Below are 23,655 nucleotides of genomic sequence, written 5' to 3'. Positions count from 1 at the left end.
GCAACCTCATTGCGGCATCACTTCAAGCGTCGCCGCATAGGTCGCGCGGCGCGACGTGGCGCCTTTCACGTTCGTCTGCGCATCCTGCGTGCTCGCCTCCAGCCAGTACATGCCCGGTGCGGGCCACTTGACGGTGAAGCGTCCGTCCGCGTCCGTCGCGGTTTCGATGCCGCCCAACTGATCGCGATAGCGAATCCCGCCCGGCACCACCGACACCTTCACGTTCGCCGCCGGCCGGCCGTCGAGCAGAAGCCGGAAACGAGCAGGCGTCTGCGCCAGCAGGTCGTCAGGGTGCGTGTCCGGCGCCAGTTCGAGTCCATGCCCCGTGTTATGCAACGCGACAGTGGTCGGCTTGCCGCGCGTGACGAACGATTCGACGCGCGTCTCGCTTTCCGTCACCTTGAGTTCGTCTGAATTCGCGGGCACGTCCTTCGCGAACGATTCCGCCGTGCCGCGCCAGCGCTTCGTTTCGCCGTTCACCTTGTAGCTCGCGAACAGCGCATGCCCCGCGACCGCGATCCGATAGGTGCCTTCCTGCGTCAAGTGCACGTCGAATACGCTGCGATAGCGCAACGTGCTTGCGTTCTCCACCTTCACGGCGTTGCCATCGGGACCGGTGACGACAAGACCATCCAGGCGCAACGGAAAATGTTCGAAGTAAAAAAGGTCGTTCGAGACGGCAGCATCGACCGTGATCCACGGATCGTTGCCGGACAGGACTGTCGCGGACGGTAGCAGCCACATGCGATGCGCCTGCCCGGCGAGCGGCGCGAGCAGCGCTGACGCCAGCGCCGCCGTGAGCGTGAGTTTCTTCAAAGCAAAGTTCATGAGTTGACCTTGTCTACAGAGATGCAATTAAGGTTTGACCACCAGCGTGACAGGGCCGAGTTCATGCTCGCCCCGCGCCTGCGCGCTCGCCGATGCCGCTGCCGCTGCCGGCGGCCACGTGAACGGCACGCGCACGACTTCGTGTCCGCCGGTCTCGCGTGCCGCTTCCACGACCAGTTGATAGTCCCCCGGCGCCAGCTTGCCGAGCGGCGCGCGGCCGTCGCTGAAACTGATGACCTGTTCGGCGGGCGCGCGTGTTGCGCCGGAGATGCCGTCAGCGGGCATGTTCAGGTCGCGGCCCGCCTTGCGCCACCACTGACGCATGTCCTTCAGCCACTTGGTGCCTTCGCCGCCCTTCTTCTTGCCGTCGTACCAGACCGCGAGCGTCGCGACAGGCGTCTGGTCGGCTTTCTCGATCCACATCGATACATACGGCCGGTGATACTCGGCCACGCCGAGTGAAGGAATAGTGACCGTGACATTCATTTCAACCGCATGAGCGGCGCCGGCGAGCGGCGTGGTGGCCGCGCCCACGAGGGAGACGGCGAGCAATCGACGCATGTCGAACCTTTTTTCTGACTGAAGGGTTAGTGGATGAAAACGATGGCAAGCAGCAGCGGCACGACCACGCCCAGCCCGACCAGCGGCCACGTTGCGCCGCGATTGCGCGCATGCAGCTTGAGGAGGAACAGTCCGGTGACGCTGAAAACGAGGCAGGCGAACGCGAAGACGTCGATGAACAGATTCCACGCGCCACCCGTGTTGCGGCCTTTGTGAAGGTCGTTCAGGTACGACAGCCAGCCGCGCGTGGTCAGTTCGTATTGCACGTCGCCGGTCGCGCGGTCCACGCTCAGCCAGGCATCGCCGCCGGGCCGAGGCAATGCGATGTAGATCTCGCCGTCAGACCATTCGGCTTCATGGCCGGCGATATCGACGTTGAACCGACGCTCGATGAAGTCGGCCAACTCGGCCGGCACCGCACGCGGCTTTTGCCCGGTGTCATTGCTCATCGCATGCAAAAGAGCCGTCGGCAATCGCGCCGAACTGCGTGTCACGCGCGGATGTCCTTCGATACTGCTCGCGTGATTCAGCGTGAAGCCCGTGATCGCGAAACCCATCATGCCGATCAGGCACACCGCGGAACTGATCCAGTGCCAGCGATGAAGGTGACGCAGCCAGAATGCCCGGCGTTGCGAAGCATCGGCGCGTGCAGCGGTTTGCAGACATTGGGCGTTCATGATGGGCTTTCGAAGCGGCGTTCCGCCGGGTGTCATCTTGCTTCCGCGAGAGATGATAATCGTTCTCATTTGTAAGAACCAGACCAAATGATTACGAAATTTTTCGAAAGCAGCGCCGCTCAGCACCAACTGCGAACCCGCCAGACATTCTTGGAACTTTTCTTTTAAGGAGCTATTGACTTGCAAATGAGAACGACTTACATTTGTCACGCTTTCTTACAGCATGTTTCTGCAAGCATCGTGGGCGAGATGAAAGCGCTTCATCGTCGTCCGATGGGTGGCCGTTGACCGGCTACCAGGACCTGAATCACACCCGGACCCGTCTCGCATCGTCCGCACGCGTCCGGTCGCGCAGTCAGTTCTTCTGACGCCGATTCGCCGTTCAAATCCGGTCGCCAGCCATCGCGCGAGGGAACGCATCGACTGATCGCGCCCGGCCGCTTCAGCCAGCCACGCCGTGCCGGGGCTTATCCGGTCCATTGTCCTGCTCCCGCAGGATGACTAATCTTTCGAGCTGAAGATGGCCTACATTCGTAGTCGAAAACTCGCGCCCTGCCGCGCGGTTCCCACTGGTACGACCCTGAGCGGCGCAGCGGCACGCGCGACGATCGCAAGCGGAATCGCGCTCGGTTGCGCGCTGCCCGTCGCGGCTCAGACTGCGGACACGCAAACCCAGACGACCCTTGCCCAGTCCCAGGCAACAACGAGCCAAAACGCGACCCTGCCCGCCGTGCGCGTGACGGCGCAATCGAACAGCGACTACAAGAGCGAAACGTTGGCGTCGCCCAAGTTCACGCAGCCGATCGAAGACACGACGCAGACCATCACGATCATCAACAAGGACGTGATGCGCGATCAACAGGCAACCACGCTCACGGAAGCGCTGCGCAACGTGCCGGGCGTGGGCACCTTCTACGCGGGCGAAAACGGCAGCACCAGCACGGGCGACTCCATCTATATGCGCGGCGTGGATACGTCCAACAGCATATATATCGACGGCATCCGCGACACCAGCACGGTCTATCGCGACATGTTCAACTACGACCAGGTCGAGGTCATCAAGGGCCCGTCCGGTTCCGACTACGGCCGCAGCGCGCCGAGCGGCTCGATCAACCTGGTCACGAAACAGCCAAACCTCGACAACACTTTCGACGCCAGCCTGTCCGGCGGCACGTCGAACTACGCGCGCGGCACGCTCGACTGGAACCAGAAGCTCAACGACACTTCCGCGTTCCGCCTGAACCTGATGGGCCACAAGGCGGACGTCGCGGGCCGCGACGAAGTGGAGAACCAGCGCTGGGGCATCGCGCCCTCGCTGGCTTTCGGCCTGAACACGCCGACTACCGTCTATATCGATTACCTGCACGTCAAGCAGGACAACATTCCTGACGGCGGGGTGTCGACCATTGGCTTGCGGGTTATACCGCCCCGAGCGCGGCGCTCGGCGTGCTCAACACCGCGCCGAAGGTGAACACGCACAACTTCTACGGCACGGCATCCGATCACGACGATTCGACCACCGATATGGCGACGGTGCGCATCGAGCACAAGCTGAACAACGCGACGACCATCCGCAACATCACGCGCTGGGCCGAGACGAAGCAGGATTACATGCTGACCTCGTTCATGGCGGCGGCGACGAACCTGAGCTTGCCGAATCCAGCCAATCCCGCCACCTGGACCATGACGCGCACGCCGAATCTGCGCGACAGCAACAACCGCATCCTGACGAATCAGACGAACGTCACCAGCACGTTCAATACGGGTCCGGTCAAGCACGATGTGAGCGCGGGCTTCGAACTCACGCGTGAAGAACAGACCATCTACGGGCACACCACGCCGACCGAGCCGGCAGTCAGCATCTACTATCCGAACAGCGATGTGTTCGCGACTAACTACAGCCGCAACGGCGCGAATGCTACCGGCACGACCAACACCGTCGCGGCCTACGCGTTCGATACGATTTCGATCGGTAGCCGCATCGAGTTGAACGGCGGGCTGCGCTGGGATCACTACAACACCGACTACAACAGCGCGACTGCCTGCGGCGGCACGGGACGCACGGTGGTGGCTTGTCCGGGGGGCGCGGCTGCGGGCACGCCGGTCACGACCATTGATACCTCGACGAACGGCAACCTGATCGACTGGAAAGCGGGCGCCTTGTACCGGATCACGAACAACGGCAACGTCTACTTCAACTATGGCGTGTCGCAACAGCCGCCGGGCGGTTCGAACTTCGCGCTCGCCGCGGGAGGAACGGGCAACAGCGCGAATCGGATCGATTTCGCGCCGCAGAAGGCCAAGACCTACGAAGTGGGCACCAAGTGGGAGCTGTTCGGGCGCCGCTTGCTGGCGACCGCTGCGCTGTTCCGCACCGACATCACCAACGAAGTGCAGCTGCTCGATGACGGCACGTATGGACAGATTGGCAAGAAGCGCGTGCAGGGTGTCGAGTTGAGCGCGCAAGGCCAGATCACGCCGGCATGGTCGGTGATTGCCGGCTATACGTATCAGGATGCGAAGGTCGCGGCCGGTAGCCCCATCTCGCAGGACGGCTCCACGCTGCTGACCTACACGCCGCGCAATGCGCTTTCGCTGTGGACCACCTACAAGCTGCCGTACGGCTTTACGCTCGGCGGCGGCGCTCGCTACGTGAGCGGTTTGCAGCGCGGCACGGACGGCGCGGTCGGCACGCCCGATCACACCGATGCGTACTGGGTGTTCGACGCGCTCGCCACTTACAACGTCACCAAGCATCTGAACCTGCAACTGAACGTGTACAACATCTTCAACCGCAGCTATGTGGCGTCCATCAACAAGAGCGGCTATCGTTACTTCCCGGGCGCGCCGCGCACGGCGGTGGTCACGGCCAATCTGAGCTTCTGAGGCAGCACCCTCTCGTCGCGCATGCAGGCGCGCGGCGGGAGATGAAACATCGAACGGAGCAACGCATCATGATGCTGCATATCCCCGAGGTCCTGAACGCAGGCGAAGTGCAGCATCTGCGCACACGGCTCGATGTCGCGCAATGGGTCGACGGCCGCGCGACCGTCGGCTCGCAAGGGGCACAGGTCAGGCAGAACCGGCAATTGCCCGAAGACGCGGCCGACATGCCGCAACTGCGGCGCATCGTCGAAGACGCGTTGAAGCGCAATGGCTTGTTCTTTTCGGCGGCGCTGCCGTTGCGCGTGTCGCCGCCATTGTTCAACCGCTACGGGGGCGCCGAGCGTGAACACTATGGCTTTCACGTCGATGGCGCCGTGCGCGCGACGCCAGCGGATCCCGGCTGGATGCGCACGGATCTCTCGGCGACACTCTTTCTATCGGAACCCGACGAGTACGAAGGCGGCGACCTGACCGTACGCGATACCTATGGCGAGCATGAAGTTCGTCTGCCGGCGGGAGATCTCGTGCTGTATCCGTCATCGAGCCTGCATGGCGTATCGCCGGTTACGCGAGGTGCGCGCGTGTGCTCGTTTCTGTGGATTCAGAGCATGATCCGCAACGATCAGAAGCGCACGATGCTGTTCGAACTGGATCAGACCATCCAGACGCTGCGCAGCCGGCATGGCGAGAGTGAGGAAACCTTGTCGCTGTCCAATCATTACCACAATCTCTTGCGCGAGTGGTCGGAGATTTGATCTTGCTCGCCCGTCGCGGCATCAAACACGCACAACGCGCGTGTTGAGCAGACAAGCGCGTGCCCCCGTTTATCGCGACAGCAACCCCGAGCGCCTCCCGCTGGCTTTCAGTAAATCAACGGAAGATCAAAATGGACCCGTCGCAAGGTGCTCGGTTACGGTGACCTAAATCGAGTTGAACTGTCGTGTTGTTACGTGGACTTCGCGTAGATAAATGCCGTCTGCAGGCTTTCGCCAGAAGCAAGGGCTATCTCTGCATACGAAAGCTCCGCTGACTCCACGCCGCCTTGGCATGCCGCTCGAGAATCGCACTCGACCCTCCACCGCTCGAGCTGTCGGCCGTCTCAGCATCGAACGTCAGGGTCCGAGAGAAACCGCAGCGGCTGCCCAAAGGGTTATTGAGCCGGCCGATTTCCCGAAAAATACAGGAGGACCACCGCGTGCAGGCACCTTAGCGCGTGGCCACCGCCTGCTGCTTATGAGATATCCTCGATTCCAGATCCTCCAAGCTTGATTGCGACTTTGACTCGTTGTCGGCGCGCGCATGGGCTGCGGACAAAGCCACTGAGATTGTCGCGCAAACCGCGAGTGCGAATGTCATCCACATGAAGCTCAGGTTGCGAAGTTCGTCTCGGTAGCAGAAAGCGATGAATAGCGGCACGGTCAGGACGATACCAATCAAACCCTGCTGCCGAGCATGTCTCGGCAGACCCTGCCAGCCTGTCTTGAAAACCAGAGCGAACAATAGGAGATTAAGGAGATTGAATCCTTTGGTCGTCAACATTCCGTAGTTGATCTCCGTTCTCAGATAATTGCGCGGGTTGAGCAAATACTGAAGGTGTGACGACAACTGAAACTCAATGACGCCGCCGTTATTGAGCGCGTACTTGTGCTTGATTGCCATGTTCACCAAAGCCGCCAGGACAAGCAATCCCCCCGTAGTGACCGCCGTGCGTTTGATCGAGAAGCGCGTCATCATGAGCGGCATCAACGTCAGGAGAAAAAGGAGGTAGGATTCCTTGTTGAGCGTGGCGACGATCGTGACGATCGCGAGCATGACGGTCTTCCCCCTCGCGGCGAGCAAGGTACCCAGTGCCATGAACATCAGCTCCGGCATGTCATAGAAGTATCCGCCCTCCGTCTGGATGAGCGGAAAGATCAAGGCAATCACGAGCGGAGTCAGCGTCGCGGCCGTCTTGTCGAATTTCATTTCCAGACACACCGCGCGGACCAGGAACATGGCCATGAACATCGAAACGAAAGACAGCGCATAGACGACGAAGTAGCGCAGTGCGTAACGCGGATTCGCTGCATCGCTGGCATTCGGAAAGTATCGATGGATCGGGTTCGACACGGGCGGATCTTCTGCAAGCTTGTTCAAGAAGCTCGCTTGTACTCGCTCCGGAATCAGCGCGCCGACCTCATTGGCGACCATGGGCAATAGCTGGCGATAGACGAAGGGACGGTCCGCTGTTCCGTCGAGCATCATCGGGAGGGTGTAGCGTGTGCCTTCCGAGAATTGCCACTTCAGCATGAACCCGCCGAACGACGACGCGGCGGCGATGTAGTAGATGAAAACTAATAAAATCCAACCGCTGAGACGCGAAAATCTGGATTGCTGCAACATTGGAACGCCCTCGTTTTCTGTTTGTTATTCAAAGAAAGACGTGAAACGGCTTGCCGGGATAGGCTAACGACGCGTCATGCCGTCGCGGAACTCGGAGCGTAAAGCAACAACACGCTCACGATGAGAAGCGCGGCGCCGGCGAGTGTGCGTGGCGAAGCGCTCTCCCCCAACGCCGTGCCCAGCAGCATGATCTCGAGTATCGTGACAGCGACCATCATCGGATACGCGACGCTCAGTTCCAGGCGTTTCAACGCGATAGCGTACAGAATGAATCCGGCTCCGTAAGCACCAAGTGCGCCCAGTCGGTACAGCATCGGCCGAGTGACGAGGTCGAAAAACATCGTGCCACTATTCGCCGGCAGTTTCCCGGCAACTCGAAGAAGAATACTGGCGAGCGCACTGCAAGAGCCGCTGAGTAAGAGCGTGATATATGGCATGGTGATTTGGATCGGCAATTAGGCAGCCACAACGACCGTGGCGACGCACAGGAAAAAAACGAGCAGACTCAGACGGTTCTTGACCGCGTAGACAATCGGGTCGTCATGCATCTCGCCGCGGAATGCGAGCATCCACGCACGACTGATCCAGTACAGCAACAGGCCGAAGAGGATCCACAGCGCATGTGGGTGGTGATACAGAATCCGCACATCGGATGAGTTCACATAGAGCGCGAGAACGAGCACTGCGACATAGCCCGATGCAGTTCCAAATGAACGCAAGATGCCGAGGTCCTGCGTAACGTAGGCCCGGCCAGAAGCAAAGACCTTTCCGTTACGGAGCAACGCATCGAGTTCGGTGTAGCGTTTGATCATTGCAAGGCTGAGGAACATCAGCACGGAGAACATGATGAGCCAGTCCGACAACGGAATGTTGCCTGCAGAACCGCCAGCGACAATGCGGATCGTGTAAAGGCCGGCAAGGGCGAAGACATCGACGAGCAGGAGTCGCTTGAGTTTGAGCGAGTACAGAAGCGTGGCCGCGAAATAGCCTGCGATGACAAGCTGTAATTCCTGATCAAGCAGCAATGCAAGCGCCGCAGCAACGGCCAGCAACAGCACGGTGAGTACCATGCCGTATTTGAGCGGCAATTGCCCCGATGCGAATGGCCGGTTTCGCTTTTTCGCGTGCCGGCGATCTGCGTCCAGGTCGAGCATGTCGTTCAACAGATAGACCGCCGAAGCGCAGAAACTGAAGGAAAGAAAGGCGATCACCTCGGCGAGGACTGCCTTTGAGTCCGTGAAGCGATGCGACGCGAGCAGTGGAACGAAGATCAGCAGGTTCTTCACCCATTGATAAACGCGCATCTCCTTCAGAACAAGCCAAAGGAGCGAGCGTCTCTGTTCAAAAAAGACAATCCTAGTGTTTACTTTTTTAGCCGCTGCGGCGATATGACGATTACCGACTACGATCGCCTGACGTGCCTCTTTCCAGACCGGCAAGTCGGCTTTCTCGTTGCCGCAGTAGTCGAAGCCGCGCGGGCCGAATTTTTCAGTCAGCGCATGAGCCTTCTTTGAACCCTTGAGGTTGAGCTTTTCGCCGCTTGCGAGCACGCCCTTGAACAAGCCAAAATAGCTTGCGATCTGATCGACGAACTGTCGGTCCGACGCGGAGCAAAGGTAGAGATCCCGTCCGCTTTGACGTTGCTGTTGAAGATACTCGATGAAGGTCGCGTTGTAGGGCAGCACGGACACATCGATGGAGATGCGCCTTGCAATCTCGGATTTAAGGTAAGCCTTGCCGCGTAACAGCCAGACGACGCACAGAAACACGTACATCGGATTCTTCTTCATCAGCACGAGGAAGGACTCAACCAGCAAGTCAGTTGGTGTCAGTGTCCCGTCCAGGTCCACGCATAATGGAACGCCTGCTCCCGCCATTTCAGCTCCGTCTCACGAGTTGTGACACTCACGACATGGTCCGCGAGTCGTCTGATTGCTATTCTTTAAATTGATGCCAGAGGTCTCGCCGGCATCGGGATACCTTTCGGATCAAGGCGTCCGCGAGGAAGCCGCTAGGCAGGAGGTGCGGCCTTATAGCGGAATAGGGTCCTGAGAATCACAAGCGCGGCCAGCAGCCAGATCCAGCTCCCGACAAAGCGCCATGCGGGAATCCTTAGTGCCTCGAGAATCGTCAAGAATGTGGCGACCACAAGTAATACGTCGACGGCGCTCGATAGGCCGGGGGTGATTGACCGGGCTAAGGCGTGGCAGGCATATGCTGCGAATAAAAGTATTGCAAGGCTAGCAACTCTTAGACGAAGCGCCGTGGTAGTAACCCGCTGCGCGATGAAGCTTTGACTTTCCGTCGGCGCAGCAAAACCGTCTATCACCTGCCGCGAACGTTGCAGGCACTCCCCGTGATCTCGCCTCATATTCTTTTATCTCTTTCTTTTTATGAATTGTGTGCTTACCTATTTTCTCCATCAGCGCGCTGGCGCACGTTCCAGACATCAATATTCGCAGGCGTTGGCGATTGCGGCTGGCTCACGCAGAGTCAGCGCGTTCGTTCTTGAAAGCCACAGCAAGTGGCACGGCGTCGCGCCACCAAGCAGGTTGTTTGCAAATGAGATTTACAAGGGTGTCGTCAGACCCGGCTCCGCCAGCCTTAGACTTGCCCAGCAAATCCGTCGCGCTCGACAAGCGTCTAGAACGGAACAGCGGCTGAAGCAAGCGCACGGCGGCCGCGCGAGCTTTCTGCGCACGACGTTCACGCGCGCGATGTTATCTAGCGCGCAGTTCGGAGGGAGCTTGTTCGAAACATGCAATCTGTCGGGCGTGCGCTTCGACGCAGCGCGAGTGTTCCGTTGCGACGCAGTCGATTGCACGTTCGAGGAAACGAACTCAAGCGATGCGGATCTCACGCGCTTCACCGCGCGCAATGCCTCTCTGACGGGCGCGGTGTTCTCCGGCACGGCGCTCGCCCAGACGCTCTTTCTCGACGCCGACCTGAGCCGCCAGCGCTTCCCCGACGCGATCTGTCGCTGTGCCAGTTCACCGGCGCGACGCTTACCGGCGCGGACTTCAGGGATGCACGTCTCGTCCAGACACGCTTCGAAGGCGCTGTGCTCGAAGGCGCGTGCTTCGCCAACGCGACCGGCCGCTATGCCCGCTTCGGCGGCGCGCTGCTCGCCGCCGCCGACTTCACCGGCGCGGTCTTCACGGTGGCCGACTTCAACCGCGCGATCCTGACAGGCGCACGCTGCGACGCCGTGCAATGGGAGCAGGCCAATTTCACAGGCGCGCAATGTCAGCGGTCCACGCATGCGGGCGCGCGTTTCACTCCTCGCCCGCATGGTGCTCATTGTGTCACGTAAACCTGCTCGCCTGATGCATTGACCTCTACTCGCTGCTGGTTCACCCTCTACTCGTCATCCTGCGCAAGCGCCGCCTCGTAGTCTTGGCCCCCGTAGAAGACACCCACGACAGAGACGAGCTCCCTCTCCAAGATATAGGCGACGATCGCCTGCTTGCGGAGATGAGTGATCCGCAGTCCAGGCAGCAAGTCGTCGCGCGCAACACCTCGCGCTGCAAACGTCTCGAGCTTCATGCAGAAATCGACAATCGAATCAACGTATCGTGCGGCGGCCATCGGAGCGCCCGCGTCGACGATACGCTTTTCAAGTTTACGCAGTTGATCTAGCGCTTCGGGTGCAAACTGGACGCGCCAATTCATTCGTGGCGGGTGCGAGATTGTTTCAGCTCGGCACGTACCTGGTCGCCTGACAATGCACGGCTTGGATCGTCTCGAAGTGCTTGCGCTGCGGGAACCACTTCGTTTTGCAACCACGCTTCAACGGCACGGTCACGCTCGCGCAGCGCGCGAAGGGCATCTCTCAGCACTTCGCTGTCTGACGCATAGTCGCCGCTTGCGACTTTTGTGCGAACGAACTCAGCCATCTCGTTGGGCAAAGTGATGCTCATTTGCTGCGTCGTTCTCATGGCGGCCTCCAATCAGTAGGATTCAATCCTACTCGCTTCGACTAGGGTCTGCAACCGTCTTGCGCCGCGAACCCCTCCTCACCGAACTCCCGCAACCGTCGCTCGAAATGGGGTCAAATATCATCACTGCGGGCCGTTTTTCTCCCGCTAAAGTCGTTCGATGATGAACTGGCGGTGTTCGACCATCGCTGTGGCGGCACGCACACAGTTTACAGTTGCCGACGCGCATAGCTTCGCAACTGCTTAGTAGCCACAATCGGAAACACTGATAGTCGTTGGGCTCACCCTTTCTACGTCGTTCGTCGGCTCAGACGACATGCATTCAGACGCGCGGACGCATGAAATCTTCGAATCGCGACGGAATAGCCTACTGATAACCCTTAGCCTGCAGGCCGAATAAGTGCGCGTAGCGGCCGTTCCGGGCAAGCAGTTGCGCGTGGCTTCCACGTTCGAGTATCCGCCCTTCGTCCAACACCACTATCTGGTCGGCGCCTCGCACGCTTGAAAAGCGATGCGAAATCAGAATGGACATTCGCTGTCCGGACTGTGCCTGAAATTGCGCGAACACTCCGGCTTCGGCTTCGGGATCGAGTGCGGCGGTCGGCTCGTCGAGGATCAGGATATCGGCGCTCTCACGCATGTATGCCCTCGAAAGCGCAATCTTCTGCCATTGCCCGCCCGACAATTCCCGGCCGCCCGCGAACCATCGTCCAAGCTGGGTCTCATAGCCGTTCTCCATCTGCTCGATGAATGCGGCGGCCATCCCCTTGCGAGCCGCCTCACTCCAACGCGTCTTGTCCGAGAACGCTTCGATATCACCGACGCCTAGATTCTCCCCCGCCTTGAACTGATAGCGAATGAAGTCCTGGAAGATGACGCCGATCCGTCGGCGCAGCGCATATTCGTCCCACTCCCGAAGGTCTGTCCCATCTAGCAGGATGCGCCCGGAAGACGGGGTATAAAGTCGGGTCAGAAGTTTGATGAGCGTCGTCTTGCCAGAACCGTTCTCACCTACGAGGGCGAGAGTCTGCCCATGCTTCAATTCGAAGCTGATGTCCGTGAGCGCGGGGCGCTCGACTCCAGGGTAGGCAAACGAAACCCGGTCGAACTTGAGTCCCGAGCCCGGATGAAGCCCTCGTGTTAGATGCCCGATGCCAATGGTTTCCGGTTGCGCAAGAAACTCGAACAAGTCGCTCAGATACAGCCCATCTTCGTAGAGCCCTCCAATTGACGACAAACTGCTGCTAACCGCACTCTGTCCTTGTCTGAACAGAACCAGATACATCGTCATTTGCCCCAGCGAGATCGCTCCGTTGACGGTCTCGAGGACGATCCATGCATAGGCCGCATAGAATGCGATTGTCCCCAGCACGCCGAGGAGGAAGCCCCAACCGTCGCGCCGCAGTGTCAGCGCGCGGTCTTCTGCGTAGAGCTTTTCGAAAGTGTCCCGATAGCGTTGCAGAAGAAGCGGCGCGAAGCCGAAGAGCTTGACTTCCTTGATGTTGGCTTCGTGCGAGAGCAAGGACTCGATGTAGTTTTGTTGCCTGCTCGCGGGCGTCCGCCGCCCAAACAAGCGGAAGGCGCTTCCCGAAAAACGGGCTTCGGAGATAAAACTCGGAATGGCGCCCACCACCAATATCACGAGCGCCCACGGTGAAAACCTCACGAGCAATACCGCAAAGCTCGTCACCGCGATGACATTCTGAACCAGTCCGAGTGACTTCATTACGAGCGATAGGGGACGTGATGACGCATCGCGCCGTACCCGTACAAGGCGATCGTAAAACTCTGCGTCTTCGAACTGAACCAGGCTCAGCTTCTGAGCCTTCTCCAGGATGAGGAGATTGACTTTCTGCCCGAGGCGCGCGCGAAGTAGATTTTGCAGCAACGACAGAGCCCGCTGACTCGCCGCGAGGGCGACCAGAAGCAATGCCTCGAGCAGCAGATAGCGCGCGACAGGCCAGTGTAGGCCATGTACTGAGCCACGCGTCGCCGCGACGACGGCGTCCACGATCCGCTGCCCAATGACCGCCGCCACGGCAGGCAGCACGCCGGCGATAAGGGTCGCGATGAGCAGCCCAACGAGAAATGCGGGCGACGTGGCCCAGACGAGCAGGAGCGCTCGCCCGGCCCGCTTGAAAAACTCGCCAGTCTGCTGGAGAAGTTCCATGATGTCAGTCAGCCACAGCGACGGAGTGCGCCCGGATGCCGCCTACACCTCTTGCTCAAGGAGCTAGCGATGATGCCGGTGATGCGGATGGTGACGATGATGCGGGTGCCATTATGATGTCGGTGATGAGGGCGAGCCATGGCCACTGCCGTATCCGCGCAAACGGCAACCAGCAAGGCTGCCAAGCAGGTTTTCAAGGCGTTCTTCACCAGGCTGTACAGGACGAGAAAGATGTTGCGCACGATGCTTCGGCGGAGGCTTTACGTAGTCGCCGAATTCAGTCGTCGACCCGGAAGCCGAGCTTCAAGGTTACCTGCCAATGGAGAATCTTGCCGCCCTCGGTGTGTCCCCGGGTTTCCGTTACCTGGAACCATTCGATGTTCCTCACTGTGCCCGACGCCTTCTCGAGCGCCACCGCGACAGCGTTATCGGACGAAATGGGCGATGAGCCCGTGACTTCAAGCAGTTCATAGACGTGTTCGGACATGGAGCCTCCAAGGGGGATGTAGGGATCCGACGACTTGACCGGGTTCGCCGGGTGCCGGAGCAAAAGGTGTACCTCGCCAGTCTTTCGGATGGGTTCTGCGCGTTGACGATAAATGGCCTGCACGGCTGCGCAACCGCGCCGTTCGCGAGAGTTTTACTGGGATGACGCGCAAATCTTCTCGTTTGATGATCCCTTATGGAGTCGGTACTCTTCTCCACCATGCTCAAACACATCACCACCGATCTGCTGAAAATCGCCTACGACGAGCAGGGTGAGCCTGACGGCTGGCCAGTCATCCTGCTGCACGGTTTTCCATACGATGTCCACGCGTACGAGCACGTGGCGCCTCGCCTGACAGCACAGGGCGCTCGCGTCCTCATCCCATTCCTGCGGGGATACGGGCCCACGCGTTTCCAGTCCTCTGCCACGCTGCGTTCGGGCCAGCAGGCGGCGCTCGGCGCGGATCTGCTGGCGCTGCTCGATGTAATCGGGATCGAGCAGGCGATCATCGGTGGTTATGACTGGGGTGGCCGGGCGGCATGCATCGTGGCGGCGCTCTGGCCGGCGAGGACGCGCGGGCTGGTGTCCGTCAACGGCTACAACATCCAGAACATCGCGGCTGCTTCGCGGCCGGCCGATCCCGAGAAGGAACATCGGCTGTGGTATCAGTACTATCTTCATGGAGAGCGCGGCAGGACCGGGCTCGAAGGCAACCGGCGCGCATTCTGCCGACTGCTGTGGACACAATGGTCGCCGATCTGGTGTTTCGACGACGCAACCTTCGCACGCTCGGCTGCCGCTTTCGACAATCCCGATTTCGTCGATGTCGTCGTGCATTCGTATCGGCATCGTTTCGGGCTGGAAGACGGCGATCCCCGCTACGACGATATCGAGCGCCGCCTGTCCGTCCTGCCGCCCATCGCCGTGCCCACCATTACGCTCGAAGGCGAGACGGACGGCGTCTCGCCGCCCGGCGGCCGGTTGACGAACGCGACGCGCTTCACCGGCCGCCATGAGAACCGAGTCGTCGCCAATGCTGGTCACAATCTTCCGCAGGAAGCACCCGACGCCTTCGCCGAGGCGATCCTCAACATTCACGCCTGGACCGCCTGAGCGACCGCATTCGGCAATGACACTATTTGAACCTCCGGCCGAGAACCAACGGCTATGCGACGCACGTTGATGCCTTTAACTGTAGTTCAGAGATCACGCCTACGCGGGTAGCAAACGGGCCTTGGCATAATGGGGACGACGCAACAGCATTGACTGGCTATGCTCTCTTCGACCGAACGTCGCCCCATCAAGCGGAAGCCGCCGCGCGGCACCATCGCGCGTTATCGTGATCGCATCGTCGAAGTGCTGGGTGAAGCGCGCGGACAGCGCGTCATGATCAGGTCCATCCACGCAGACGGATCCGAACGCCTCACCGCGGTCAAGCTAATCAACCTTCTGCCGCTAGAAACTCAGCTTTTTTGACGTAGCTGGTTGGCAAACGCCTTTATTCTAGGAGTGGTTGACTGCGTCCTTGAACGCCTTGCCTGCCGTAAATTTGACTGTCTTAGCCGCAGCAATTTCAATCGTCTCGCCCGTCTGCGGATTTCGACCAGTCCGCGCGGCGCGTTCGCCGGTCCCGAACGATCCAAAACCGATCAGCTGAACAGCGTCTCCTGCGGCCACGGTTTTCGATACTGTCTCGAACACCGCATTGACTGCCTCTTCGGCTGCGATCTTGCTCATACCCGACTCGGACGCAACCGCGTCGATCAGTTCCTGTTTGTTCATTGATCTCTTCCTTTCTCTGTTGAAAACGAACGCGATCGTACCGAATTGCTTAAAAAAACTGAATGACCGCCGCTGCTAAGAAGCCGCGTCAGTCGCATTCAGGTCGAACAGATCTGCTGTCGTGCCGTATGCAGCGAGCAGTTCGGGCAAGTCACCCTGGCGAACCTTGGCCAGCGTGTCTGGCGCCAGCCACGTTTCTTCCATCGCTTCAATGCCTTCTTCGATCATCCGTTGCAAAAAGAACGACTGTTTGCGCCCTGAGGCCTGTGCCAGCACGCGCAACCGCTGTTCGATGACAGGGTCGATGCGTACCGCAACCACCTTCAACTTGTTCTCTGCTGATCTTCTCACCTGTTCCTCCTTTCGACCGTCGGCGCGGCTGGGCATCAGCCCGTCGTGGGCTGCGCCACTCGCCGGCGCCACTCGGTCATTATCTACGTGCGAGCTTTCGTCCTCGTCGTCTTGCCGACGACGGCCTTTCGGGCGGCTCGCCTGACTGGCGGACTCGATTCTGTCGTGGGCGAGCGCCGCGCCGACGGCCGCGCCGTTCCGTGCAGCGACTTCAACTGCGCTTGAAGCGACTGGTGAGCCGCTTCGAGCGCGCCGAGCTTGCCCTGCAGTATTCCGGTCTGATGGCGGGCGTCGCCCTGCTGCGCCTGCAGCGCTTCGATGGTGCGACGATGTTCGGCCTCTCGCTTGTCCGCGCGTTTGCCTGCCTCCGCCAGTTCTTTTTGAACCATGGCCACCGCGCCGCGTTCTCGATCGATCTCCAACAGCGCACGCTTCTCCGAAGCGCGTGAGCGCTCTTCGGCGCGGTTTGCCGTCTCCCGAAGTTTTTCCAGATCACGCGAGAATGTGTCGCGCACTTTCTCCAGTTCTCGCTCGCGCGCCACGGCCTCTTCGCCGAGACGCTTGATCTCTGCCTCCAGCGCTTTGCGCGTGGCGACCTCTTCCGCCTGCCGACGCTCCAGTTCGCGGATCTCGGCCTGGGCCGTCAGCAAAGCCGCGGTGCGCTGCTCGAGCGCCGTCTCGGTCCGACCTAACTCCTCGCGGGCTGCGATCAGCCTCTGTTCGGATTCAACTCGATGCGTTTCGACTTCGTCTCGCAGCGCGGTCAGCTCGGCGTGGGCGGACGTGGTCGCCCGCGTCCACAGGGTTCCAATCAGTTCGCCTGCGGCGGCGCTCAGATCCGTGGGTAGATCCGGATGCTCGATACGCACCCGGCTCTTCTCGCGCAGCTCCGCCCAGAACTCGCTCAATACCGACGCTGGTGTGCTCATCGTGCCGCGCCGCACCAGGTTGTAGAGGCGATTGGCGGTCGGCGCCACGCCGAAGCGGAAGAACAGCAGTGCGCACACCTCGCGATAGAGCTCCCGCGTCTTGGGGAATTCGACCTTGAGGCGCGCGATATCGGCCGCCAGGCGGGTTTCGTCGGAGAGAACGTCGGACATAAGCGCAAAAGGAGGACCCAATGTTCACATACTACAACGTATTCCAGCATGTATCTGACGCCGTTGCCGGCACAATTTGACATTAATCCTATAATGTCGAGGCTAGCGGTTTAGAATAGCGAAAACAAATGAGGTGATCTTGAGGCCCGCCCTCCCCCCGCCGACATCCCATGCACTGCAGCCTGCGCCGCTCGAAACGCTCGTCATCCCGCATGATTTGGATGGCAGCGCGGGCTTGAACCGCGCTTCGACGGGGCGCGCGCAGATCGCCGCGAACAACGACCTCGATGCGATTCGCGCGTGGCTGTCCCGCTTCGTCGATACGAAAACCACCTTCGAGAACTATCGCAAGGAAGCTGAGCGGCTTCTGCTGTGGTCGGTCGTCATGCTCGGCAAGCCGCTGTCCTCACTGACGCACGAAGACTGCCTGCGCTACCAGCAGTTCCTCGCCGATCCGCAACCGGCAGCCACATGGGTCGCGGGCCGCGGCCGCAAGCACGCGCGCAGCGACGCGCGCTGGCGCCCGTTCTATGGGCCGCTCTCGCCCGCCAGTCAGCGTCAGGCGATCGTCATTCTGAATGCGTTGTTTTCGTGGTTGGTCCAGGCAGGCTATCTCGCGGGCAATCCACTCTCGTTGTCCCGACAGCGCGCCAAACAGGCCGCGCCACGTATCACCCGTTATCTGGAGCCCAGCGTCTGGCAGGAGGTCAAGGACACCATCGCGGCGATGCCGCGCGACACCGATCGAGCAACGGCCCATGCGGTCCGGGCGAGATGGCTTTTCACCCTACTTTATCTGGGCGGCCTGCGCATCGCGGAGGTCGGCGCCAACACGATGGGGCAGTTCTTTGTCCGGCGTGATGCAGATGGCGCAGTTCGTTGGTGGCTGACCGTGCACGGCAAAGGCGGCAAGGAACGGCTGGTGCCGGCCACCCAGGAAATGATGACGGAACTCTCGCGGTACCGACAGCACTTGGGCTTGAGCGCGCTTCCGTCTTCGAACGAAGATACACCGCTCGTCTTGCCCATTGGCGCCACCGCAGCGAACCACGGCGCGCAGACCTGTGCGCCGTTGACCCGGGCTGCCTTGCACGCGATCGTGAAAGCGGTGTTCACGAGCGCGGCGGCCAGACTGCGTGAGCGCGACCCGTCTTCTGCCGCACGGGCCGAAATGCTCGAGCAAGCGTCGGCTCACTGGCTGCGTCATTCCGCGGGCTCTCACATGGCGGACCGCCAAGTCGACTTGCGGCTCGTGCGCGACAACCTCGGGCATGCGTCGTTGACGACGACAAGCCTTTACCTCCACATCGATGACGACCGACGTCATCGAGAGACCGACGAAAAGCATCGCATTGACTGGTGAGGTCGCTCGCAGCATCAACGAACGTATTCCCAAAACGTGCGACGCCATGCCAAAATCGTTTGCCCCCCGAGTCCGATCACTCGCCATGGAATCACTCGACCTTGACTCTCAAATTTCGGCGAATCAACGCGGCGTGAGTTTCGTTCTCGCCTCCAAGCTCGGCGCCATCGAATGCCTGATTTCGCGGGCTGTCCTAGAGGCATATTTTTGGCTGCCGGCCCAAGCGGACGATGCCAGGATGCTGAAGACTTTTCACGATGGCGAAAACCGCATCCGCGCGATTGCCCATCGAAAGCTGCTGGCACATCCCACGACGCGCTTTGAGCTAACGACGGCTGACTTCTCGCGAGGCTAGGTCAAGTGGCGTTACGGCGTCAACATTGCTTGGCGCGTTGCTGACGGCGCATTCGGTGAGGAGAACTTCGGATCGACAGTTAGTTGCGCAGTTTCGCTTCGGACGTTTTTAGCGCGGCTCATACGAAAAAGCGCAGCGAGGGGCAGTCCGTTGAATGCCGACCCGCCCGATTGCTGCGTTCGACGTGATAGCGTGCGTCCGCGGGCGGGCTCGACGCATCCACGGAGACCATCACGCAGCACGATCCCGATCTGCGTCGCGCATTAGCGCGTGAAGCGCGCCACCGCCCACGGTATGGACGAACCCGTCGGCCGCGACGAAACGCCGGATACGCCAGCCTCGCCGACCACCGACACGAGGCAGACGCAGTTAGACCCGGCGCGTAAAGCGCGCGCATGAGGCGGCGGACAACGAGTTGCCATCGACGCAGGACAAGAATCCGCATCCGCCCGGCTCCACGAAGCCCTAACCCTGATCCGACGCCGTGATCCCATGGCGGGACCTAGCACGCGAACGCGAAGGCCGACGCTGCGCTCCGGCAGCGCGGCGTGACGCAACGGCGTAGCGAGCCCGCCTCATCACACGCTCTCCGGCCGCGCCCGGTTCGGTGGATCTCCGATCGACGTACAGCTGCCTGGCCAGATGAGCGGCGTCGATCTGGCCGAGCAGATCCTGAAGCGCCTGCCATCAACAAGCATCGTGCTGATGACCGGCTTATGCGGACGAGCTCCAACGCGCGAAGCACCTCGGCATGCTGATACTCGCGAAGCCCTTTGAAATGGACGACCTGATCGCGCCGGCGTGCCGCATTGATGCATCGATGATGTCTTCAGCGCTTGCCTAACCCCAACGCGCGTGCGCCGACGAGCGGATTGAAAGCCTCCAGTCGATGCCGCTGCCCGCATAGGCCGCGACGACATGGTGCAGTACGGCGGCGACATCACGCCTGCATCGTAGAGCGCGACGATCTGTCGTTCCGCGAGCGCGGCCATCGGATCAACCGCCGCCGATGCCCTGTATGACCTTGCCCGTGCCGCCACAGGTCTTGCACTCGCTGCCATCGAGCTTGCCCGAGCCGTTGCAGTCCGGACAGATACCCTCGCCTGTGCTGGGCGCGCCGAGCTCGGCCTCGTCGCCGGGATTGAGTGGAGGTTGCTGCGCCATGGCCGTCTCCTTGCTCGAAGAGGTTTGCATCGCGTTCCGACGGCAATCGGCGTTCCTCGTCCCATTGCAAGGCTTACAGACCGGTGACATTTTTAGGCGAACAGTGCGATGGCCTGTACGCTGGAGCACGGCCAACGAGAAAGGTCACCGGGGCAATCGCAACAACAAGGCCAGCAGACCGGCCAGCGACAGGAGAATCAGCGGCTGCCACAGCATGAGGGCGGCCAGCGTCCGCCTTGATCAGTTTGAAAAGTGGGAGTAAGCAACGCGCGCGGTCTCCCTTTGTGGGCCGTGCGCGATTCGCATTCAGGGCTTGCGTCCGAACGCCTCGCGCAAGCGCTTCTTCGCGCGCTCCGACGTGCTCTTGCGCGACTTCGGCAGATTGCGTCCCGCGCGATTAATATTGAAGTTCAGCATCGACATCGCCGATTGAAACGGAGAGCCCTTGCGGCGCGTGCTGCGCGTCGCCGAGCGCTTGAGCGAACCCGTGATTTCCTATGCACTGCCGGCCGATATCGCGCTCGATATCCATCGCATCGCTCGTTTCCATCACATGATGCGACCAACGCTTCGGCGTCGATTGGCTCGCCTTCTTGCGGTCGCTCGCAAGCGTGTGCCGTTGCCGCGTGCTCGCATGCTTGCCGCCGCGTGTCTTGCGTGACGCGCTCTTCGTAGCTCGGGTGCTCGTTGCCATTGCTTGCTTTTCCTCAACGCGCTTTGTGATGACGCGAAACGAGCCGATGCGCCTCGCGCAACGCATCGACGATCGCCTTGTAGACCCGTTCGCGCGTTTCGGGGTCCGGTGCGCGCAACGCGAAGGAAGGGTGGTAGGTCGCGACGATCGCGTGGCCTTCATGCTCGACCGCATGACCCATCGTAGCCTGCAGCGTCGCCTTCGAGTTGCGCAGCACGGACTTGAGCGCGGTCGCGCCGAGCGCGACGATAACCTTCGGCCCGACATCGCCGGTCTCCTGCTCGAGCCAATAGCGACACGCATCGATCTCGCGCTGCGCGGGCGTCTTGTGCATGCGCCGCTTGCCGCGCGGCTCCCACTTGAAGTGCTTCACCGCATTGGTGACATACACCTCCTGGCGCGCGACGCCGGCCTCGACCAGCGCGCGATCGAGCATCGCGCCAGCGGGACCGACGAAGGGCTCGCCCTGCAGGTCTTCCTGATCGCCGGGCTGCTCGCCGACGATCATCATCGGCGCATGACGCGGCCCCGCGCCCGGCACGGCCTGCGTCGCATCTTTCCAGAGCGCGCAGCGCCGGCACTCATCGAGCGATTCGGGCGTCTGATCCGGCTCGACGCCGGGTTGCTTCGTCGCCATGTCCGATCATGCGTTGCCGACGCGCCGCGCCGCGCCCAGGCGCGCGACTCTTTTCAAGGTGGGGGACATCGCACTCTCCGCTGGGTGAAAGCATTGAAGCCAAACGAAAGGCGTATAGCAATTATCGGGCCGTGAGAAAGCGTTTTATCAAGGCACGTGTAATGATCGAGCGCCAGCAAAGACACCTCAGCCACGTCGGGCCTTACGAAAAAAGACGCTTCACGCCACCGGTTCCAGGGCAACCTTGATCCAACCAGGCTGGCGCTTGTCGAAGGCCTTATACGCGTCGATGACATGCTTCAGCGGCTCGCGGGTGGTCAGCACGCGCAGCGGATCGAAAGAACCGTTACGCACACGCTCGATCAACGCGGGCGTCACGGCGCGGTGGTTGCAGTTGCCCATCTTGATCATTACGTTCTTGTTCATCGCCACGCCGATCGGAAAGAAGCGATCGGTCAGCGGATAGACACCGATGATGCCAAGCGTGCCCGCTTTCGCCAGCGCAGCTATGCTCCAGTCGAGCGCTTGTGTGGGCGCGTCGCTGGGAATCCAGTTTCCGGCGGACACATTGCGTTCGGGCGTGACGGCGCGGCTTTCCGATTCACCCTGCGTGACGTTGTCAGCCGACGCGGCCGGGCCCTGCTGCGCGTGCACCGCATCGACTCCGACGGCGTCGATGGCGCGATCGACACCGACTCCGCCCGTCAGCGCGAGGATCGCCTGCACCGGATCTTCTTCGTCGAAATTCACAGCTTCCGCGCCTTGTGCACGCCCCATATCGAGCCTGTCCTTCAACCTGTCGACGACAATCACTCGCCCCGCGCCTAGCATGAATGCGCTCGCCACCGCGAACTGGCCGACGGGCCCCGCGCCGAACACGGCGACCGTATCGCCTTTCGTCACTTCGGCGAGTTGCGCGCCGAAATATCCGGTCGGGAAAATGTCTGACATGAGAATCGCCCGCTCATCGTCGACACCCTCCGGCAGCTTGATGAGACTCGCGTTCGCATGCGGCGTGCGCGCGTATTGCGCCTGCAAACCATTGATTGGATCGGTCGATTGCGGACCGCCGAAAAACGCCGTGCCTGCCGCTGCACCGTTCGGGTTCGCTTCATCGCATTGCGCCGTGTAGCCCTTGCGGCAGTAGGAACAAAAGCCGCATGAAATCGTCGACGGAATCAGCACGCGGTCGCCGCGTTTAAAGTTGCGCACACCTTTGCCGATTTTCTCGATAACGCCTACCCCTTCATGACCGAGAAGCGTGCCGGGTTTCATGCCGGGTAACGTTCCGCGCACCATATGCAGGTCCGTTACGCAAACCGCGCTGGCTGTCAGACGAACCACGGCGTCCTGGTCGTGCTGAATCGTCGGGTCGGGAACGGTGTCGAGCGAGATGTTGCCGACTGAGTGAAAAACGACCGCTTTCATCGCGTGCTCCTTTGCTCGGTGTGGACATGGTGCGCTTCGAGCGAGCGCTACGCCCGCGTCTGGACCCGCCTGCCTGCCTGAGTTCTCAGTTCGAATCTACTTGGACCTCGGCTGTTCAAGATGCTCATCAGGCTCGAATTCTCCTCTGCGTATCTGCGCGACTTTCGCAGCCAACGCGAAAGCGACGTTGTCCACTTCCGCTTGCACGCATGTGTCGGCGGCGAGTGATTGGTGAATCGTCGCATACGGCTCGTAGTACCCGATGAACCGATCCAGACAAGAGAGTGCGCCCGATTCGACGAAACCCATCCAGTTCAGCCAGTCCGTCAGCGAGCGTCGCGATCCCTCGATACCCGCGACGTCGCCGTGAACAACAAGTCCATAGGCGCGACCCGCTAAATGCTTTGGATAGTCCCAACCGTCGAGTTCGAGTTTCTTGGCTTCCGCTGGCGTCTTGCCGTGCGTCGAGCTCGAATCGGGATTGCCTCCGTCGGCGCACACGAGTCGATCCATCATTAGCTTGATCAGACTGCTTACCTGGTACCAATAAACCGGCGTAACAATTAGCAAGCCGTGGCACGCAGCGATTCGCTCGTAGATCTCGTTCATCCAATCGTTCACAAGCCCGAGGGAATGATTTGGATACTAACTGCACGGCCAGTGGCACAGCGGCATCGCGGTCGAAACACAGCCTTTGCACGGATGGATGTGCAGGTCGTGCTCGGAGTTCAGACGCGAAAGGTCAAGCATGTCGACTTCGTAAGAGGCGCGGTGTAGCGCGGCCTCAGCACGTTGCCCCAGGCAGCGGCACGGGGTGAAGCGTTCTGCTCTTTCGACTTGACCATGATGTTC

General features: G+C 60.7%; 22 protein-coding genes and 3 pseudogenes. 7 read left to right on the top strand and 18 right to left on the bottom strand.

Going from position 1 to position 23,655, the window contains the following annotated elements; translation table 11 throughout:
* Positions 1-6: 6 nt before the first annotated feature.
* The 3 genes from QCE64_RS18465 to QCE64_RS18455 are packed head-to-tail and all read right to left on the bottom strand — an operon-like array spanning position 7 to position 2,066.
* A complete protein-coding gene (locus QCE64_RS18465; RefSeq protein WP_310005345.1) occupies positions 7-828 on the bottom strand; it encodes a DUF4198 domain-containing protein in 822 nt (273 codons plus the stop codon).
* 27 nt (positions 829-855) lie between these two features.
* Positions 856-1,389 (bottom strand): DUF2271 domain-containing protein, encoded by a 534-nt coding sequence (locus QCE64_RS18460; protein WP_310005343.1) that lies wholly within the window; start codon positions 1,387-1,389, stop codon positions 856-858.
* 26 nt (positions 1,390-1,415) lie between these two features.
* Positions 1,416-2,066: a PepSY-associated TM helix domain-containing protein gene (locus QCE64_RS18455; protein WP_404987410.1), complete on the bottom strand. Its 651-nt coding sequence runs from the start codon at positions 2,064-2,066 to the stop codon at positions 1,416-1,418.
* A 520-nt stretch (positions 2,067-2,586) separates the two neighbouring features.
* Between QCE64_RS18455 and QCE64_RS37955 the strand changes: the two are divergent.
* Positions 2,587-4,952, top strand: a pseudogene (locus QCE64_RS37955) (catecholate siderophore receptor Fiu).
* 68 nt (positions 4,953-5,020) lie between these two features.
* Positions 5,021-5,707, top strand: a complete 687-nt coding sequence (locus QCE64_RS18440; RefSeq protein WP_310005337.1) for a Fe2+-dependent dioxygenase — start codon at positions 5,021-5,023, stop codon at positions 5,705-5,707.
* A gap of 451 nt (positions 5,708-6,158) precedes the next feature.
* Here the strand turns inward: QCE64_RS18440 and QCE64_RS18435 are convergent, their stop codons facing one another.
* From QCE64_RS18435 to QCE64_RS18425, 3 genes are all read right to left on the bottom strand, one after another.
* On the bottom strand, positions 6,159-7,334 hold the full coding sequence (locus QCE64_RS18435; RefSeq protein ID WP_310005335.1) for a hypothetical protein: 1,176 nt from the start codon (positions 7,332-7,334) through the stop codon (positions 6,159-6,161).
* A 74-nt stretch (positions 7,335-7,408) separates the two neighbouring features.
* Entirely contained in the window at positions 7,409-7,771 is a 363-nt protein-coding gene (locus QCE64_RS18430; protein ID WP_310005333.1) for a ligand-binding protein SH3, read from the bottom strand.
* Between the two features lie 18 nt (positions 7,772-7,789).
* Entirely contained in the window at positions 7,790-9,211 is a 1,422-nt protein-coding gene (locus QCE64_RS18425) for a UbiA family prenyltransferase (protein WP_310005331.1), read from the bottom strand.
* An 881-nt stretch (positions 9,212-10,092) separates the two neighbouring features.
* Here QCE64_RS18425 and QCE64_RS18420 point away from each other — a divergent pair.
* The gene (locus QCE64_RS18420; protein WP_310005329.1) at positions 10,093-10,647 is read left to right on the top strand and encodes a pentapeptide repeat-containing protein; all 555 of its coding nucleotides are present in this window, start codon (positions 10,093-10,095) and stop codon (positions 10,645-10,647) included.
* A gap of 47 nt (positions 10,648-10,694) precedes the next feature.
* Here the strand turns inward: QCE64_RS18420 and QCE64_RS18415 are convergent, their stop codons facing one another.
* From QCE64_RS18415 to QCE64_RS18400, 4 genes are all read right to left on the bottom strand, one after another.
* Positions 10,695-11,006 (bottom strand): type II toxin-antitoxin system RelE/ParE family toxin, encoded by a 312-nt coding sequence (locus QCE64_RS18415; RefSeq protein WP_310005327.1) that lies wholly within the window; start codon positions 11,004-11,006, stop codon positions 10,695-10,697.
* Positions 11,003-11,272, bottom strand: a complete 270-nt coding sequence (locus QCE64_RS18410) for a type II toxin-antitoxin system ParD family antitoxin (RefSeq protein WP_310005324.1) — start codon at positions 11,270-11,272, stop codon at positions 11,003-11,005. Before QCE64_RS18410 ends, QCE64_RS18415 begins: the two co-directional genes overlap by 4 nt.
* A 367-nt stretch (positions 11,273-11,639) precedes the next feature.
* Positions 11,640-13,442 carry an ABC transporter ATP-binding protein gene (locus tag QCE64_RS18405; RefSeq protein ID WP_310005323.1) on the bottom strand — a complete coding sequence of 601 codons (1,803 nt, stop codon included), beginning with the start codon at positions 13,440-13,442 and terminating at the stop codon, positions 11,640-11,642.
* Between the two features lie 277 nt (positions 13,443-13,719).
* Positions 13,720-13,929, bottom strand: coding sequence for a dodecin (locus tag QCE64_RS18400; RefSeq protein WP_309907899.1), 210 nt, complete (start codon positions 13,927-13,929; stop codon positions 13,720-13,722).
* Positions 13,930-14,148: 219 nt separating this feature from the next.
* Here QCE64_RS18400 and QCE64_RS18395 point away from each other — a divergent pair, with 219 nt between their 5' ends.
* A complete protein-coding gene (locus tag QCE64_RS18395) occupies positions 14,149-15,042 on the top strand; it encodes an alpha/beta hydrolase (RefSeq protein ID WP_310005813.1) in 894 nt (297 codons plus the stop codon).
* A gap of 159 nt (positions 15,043-15,201) precedes the next feature.
* Positions 15,202-15,405: a hypothetical protein gene (locus QCE64_RS18390; RefSeq protein WP_310005320.1), complete on the top strand. Its 204-nt coding sequence runs from the start codon at positions 15,202-15,204 to the stop codon at positions 15,403-15,405.
* 27 nt (positions 15,406-15,432) lie between these two features.
* On the opposite strand, the gene QCE64_RS18385 is transcribed toward QCE64_RS18390, so the two are convergent.
* Genes QCE64_RS18385 through QCE64_RS18375 form a run of 3 tightly spaced genes read right to left on the bottom strand, consistent with a single transcriptional unit; the run spans position 15,433 to position 17,162 of the window.
* Positions 15,433-15,747: an HU family DNA-binding protein gene (locus tag QCE64_RS18385; RefSeq protein ID WP_310005810.1), complete on the bottom strand. Its 315-nt coding sequence runs from the start codon at positions 15,745-15,747 to the stop codon at positions 15,433-15,435.
* 39 nt (positions 15,748-15,786) lie between these two features.
* A complete protein-coding gene (locus QCE64_RS18380) occupies positions 15,787-16,098 on the bottom strand; it encodes a hypothetical protein (protein WP_404987390.1) in 312 nt (103 codons plus the stop codon).
* Positions 16,099-16,145: 47 nt separating this feature from the next.
* On the bottom strand, positions 16,146-17,162 hold the full coding sequence (locus QCE64_RS18375) for a DNA-binding protein (RefSeq protein WP_310005318.1): 1,017 nt from the start codon (positions 17,160-17,162) through the stop codon (positions 16,146-16,148).
* Between the two features lie 139 nt (positions 17,163-17,301).
* Between QCE64_RS18375 and QCE64_RS18370 the strand changes: the two genes are divergently transcribed.
* Both QCE64_RS18370 and QCE64_RS18365 read left to right on the top strand, forming a co-directional pair.
* Entirely contained in the window at positions 17,302-18,525 is a 1,224-nt protein-coding gene (locus QCE64_RS18370) for a tyrosine-type recombinase/integrase (RefSeq protein WP_310005316.1), read from the top strand.
* A gap of 85 nt (positions 18,526-18,610) precedes the next feature.
* Complete coding sequence (locus QCE64_RS18365; RefSeq protein ID WP_309839567.1) at positions 18,611-18,880, top strand: DUF1488 family protein; 270 nt, start codon at positions 18,611-18,613, stop codon at positions 18,878-18,880.
* A 996-nt stretch (positions 18,881-19,876) separates the two neighbouring features.
* Here the strand turns inward: QCE64_RS18365 and QCE64_RS18360 are convergent.
* The 5 genes and pseudogenes from QCE64_RS18360 to QCE64_RS18340 form a co-directional block, all read right to left on the bottom strand.
* The gene (locus QCE64_RS18360) at positions 19,877-20,074 is read right to left on the bottom strand and encodes a hypothetical protein (RefSeq protein WP_310005314.1); all 198 of its coding nucleotides are present in this window, start codon (positions 20,072-20,074) and stop codon (positions 19,877-19,879) included.
* A 276-nt stretch (positions 20,075-20,350) separates the two neighbouring features.
* Positions 20,351-20,738: pseudogene (locus QCE64_RS18355) on the bottom strand (DUF3175 domain-containing protein).
* 13 nt (positions 20,739-20,751) lie between these two features.
* On the bottom strand, positions 20,752-21,375 hold the full coding sequence (locus QCE64_RS18350) for a UdgX family uracil-DNA binding protein (RefSeq protein ID WP_310005312.1): 624 nt from the start codon (positions 21,373-21,375) through the stop codon (positions 20,752-20,754).
* 219 nt (positions 21,376-21,594) lie between these two features.
* Positions 21,595-22,803 (bottom strand): zinc-dependent alcohol dehydrogenase, encoded by a 1,209-nt coding sequence (locus QCE64_RS18345; protein ID WP_310005311.1) that lies wholly within the window; start codon positions 22,801-22,803, stop codon positions 21,595-21,597.
* 96 nt (positions 22,804-22,899) lie between these two features.
* Positions 22,900-23,559 (bottom strand): annotated as a pseudogene (locus QCE64_RS18340) (flavodoxin family protein); the annotation flags it as partial.
* Positions 23,560-23,655 lie beyond the last annotated feature (96 nt).

Origin of the sequence: Caballeronia sp. LZ043, from assembly GCF_031451075.1 — a bacterium.
In the GTDB taxonomy this organism is placed as follows: Bacteria; Pseudomonadota; Gammaproteobacteria; order Burkholderiales; family Burkholderiaceae; genus Caballeronia.
The sequence above is the reverse complement of the archived record's forward strand: the minus strand, read 5'-3'. Positions and strand labels throughout refer to the sequence as shown.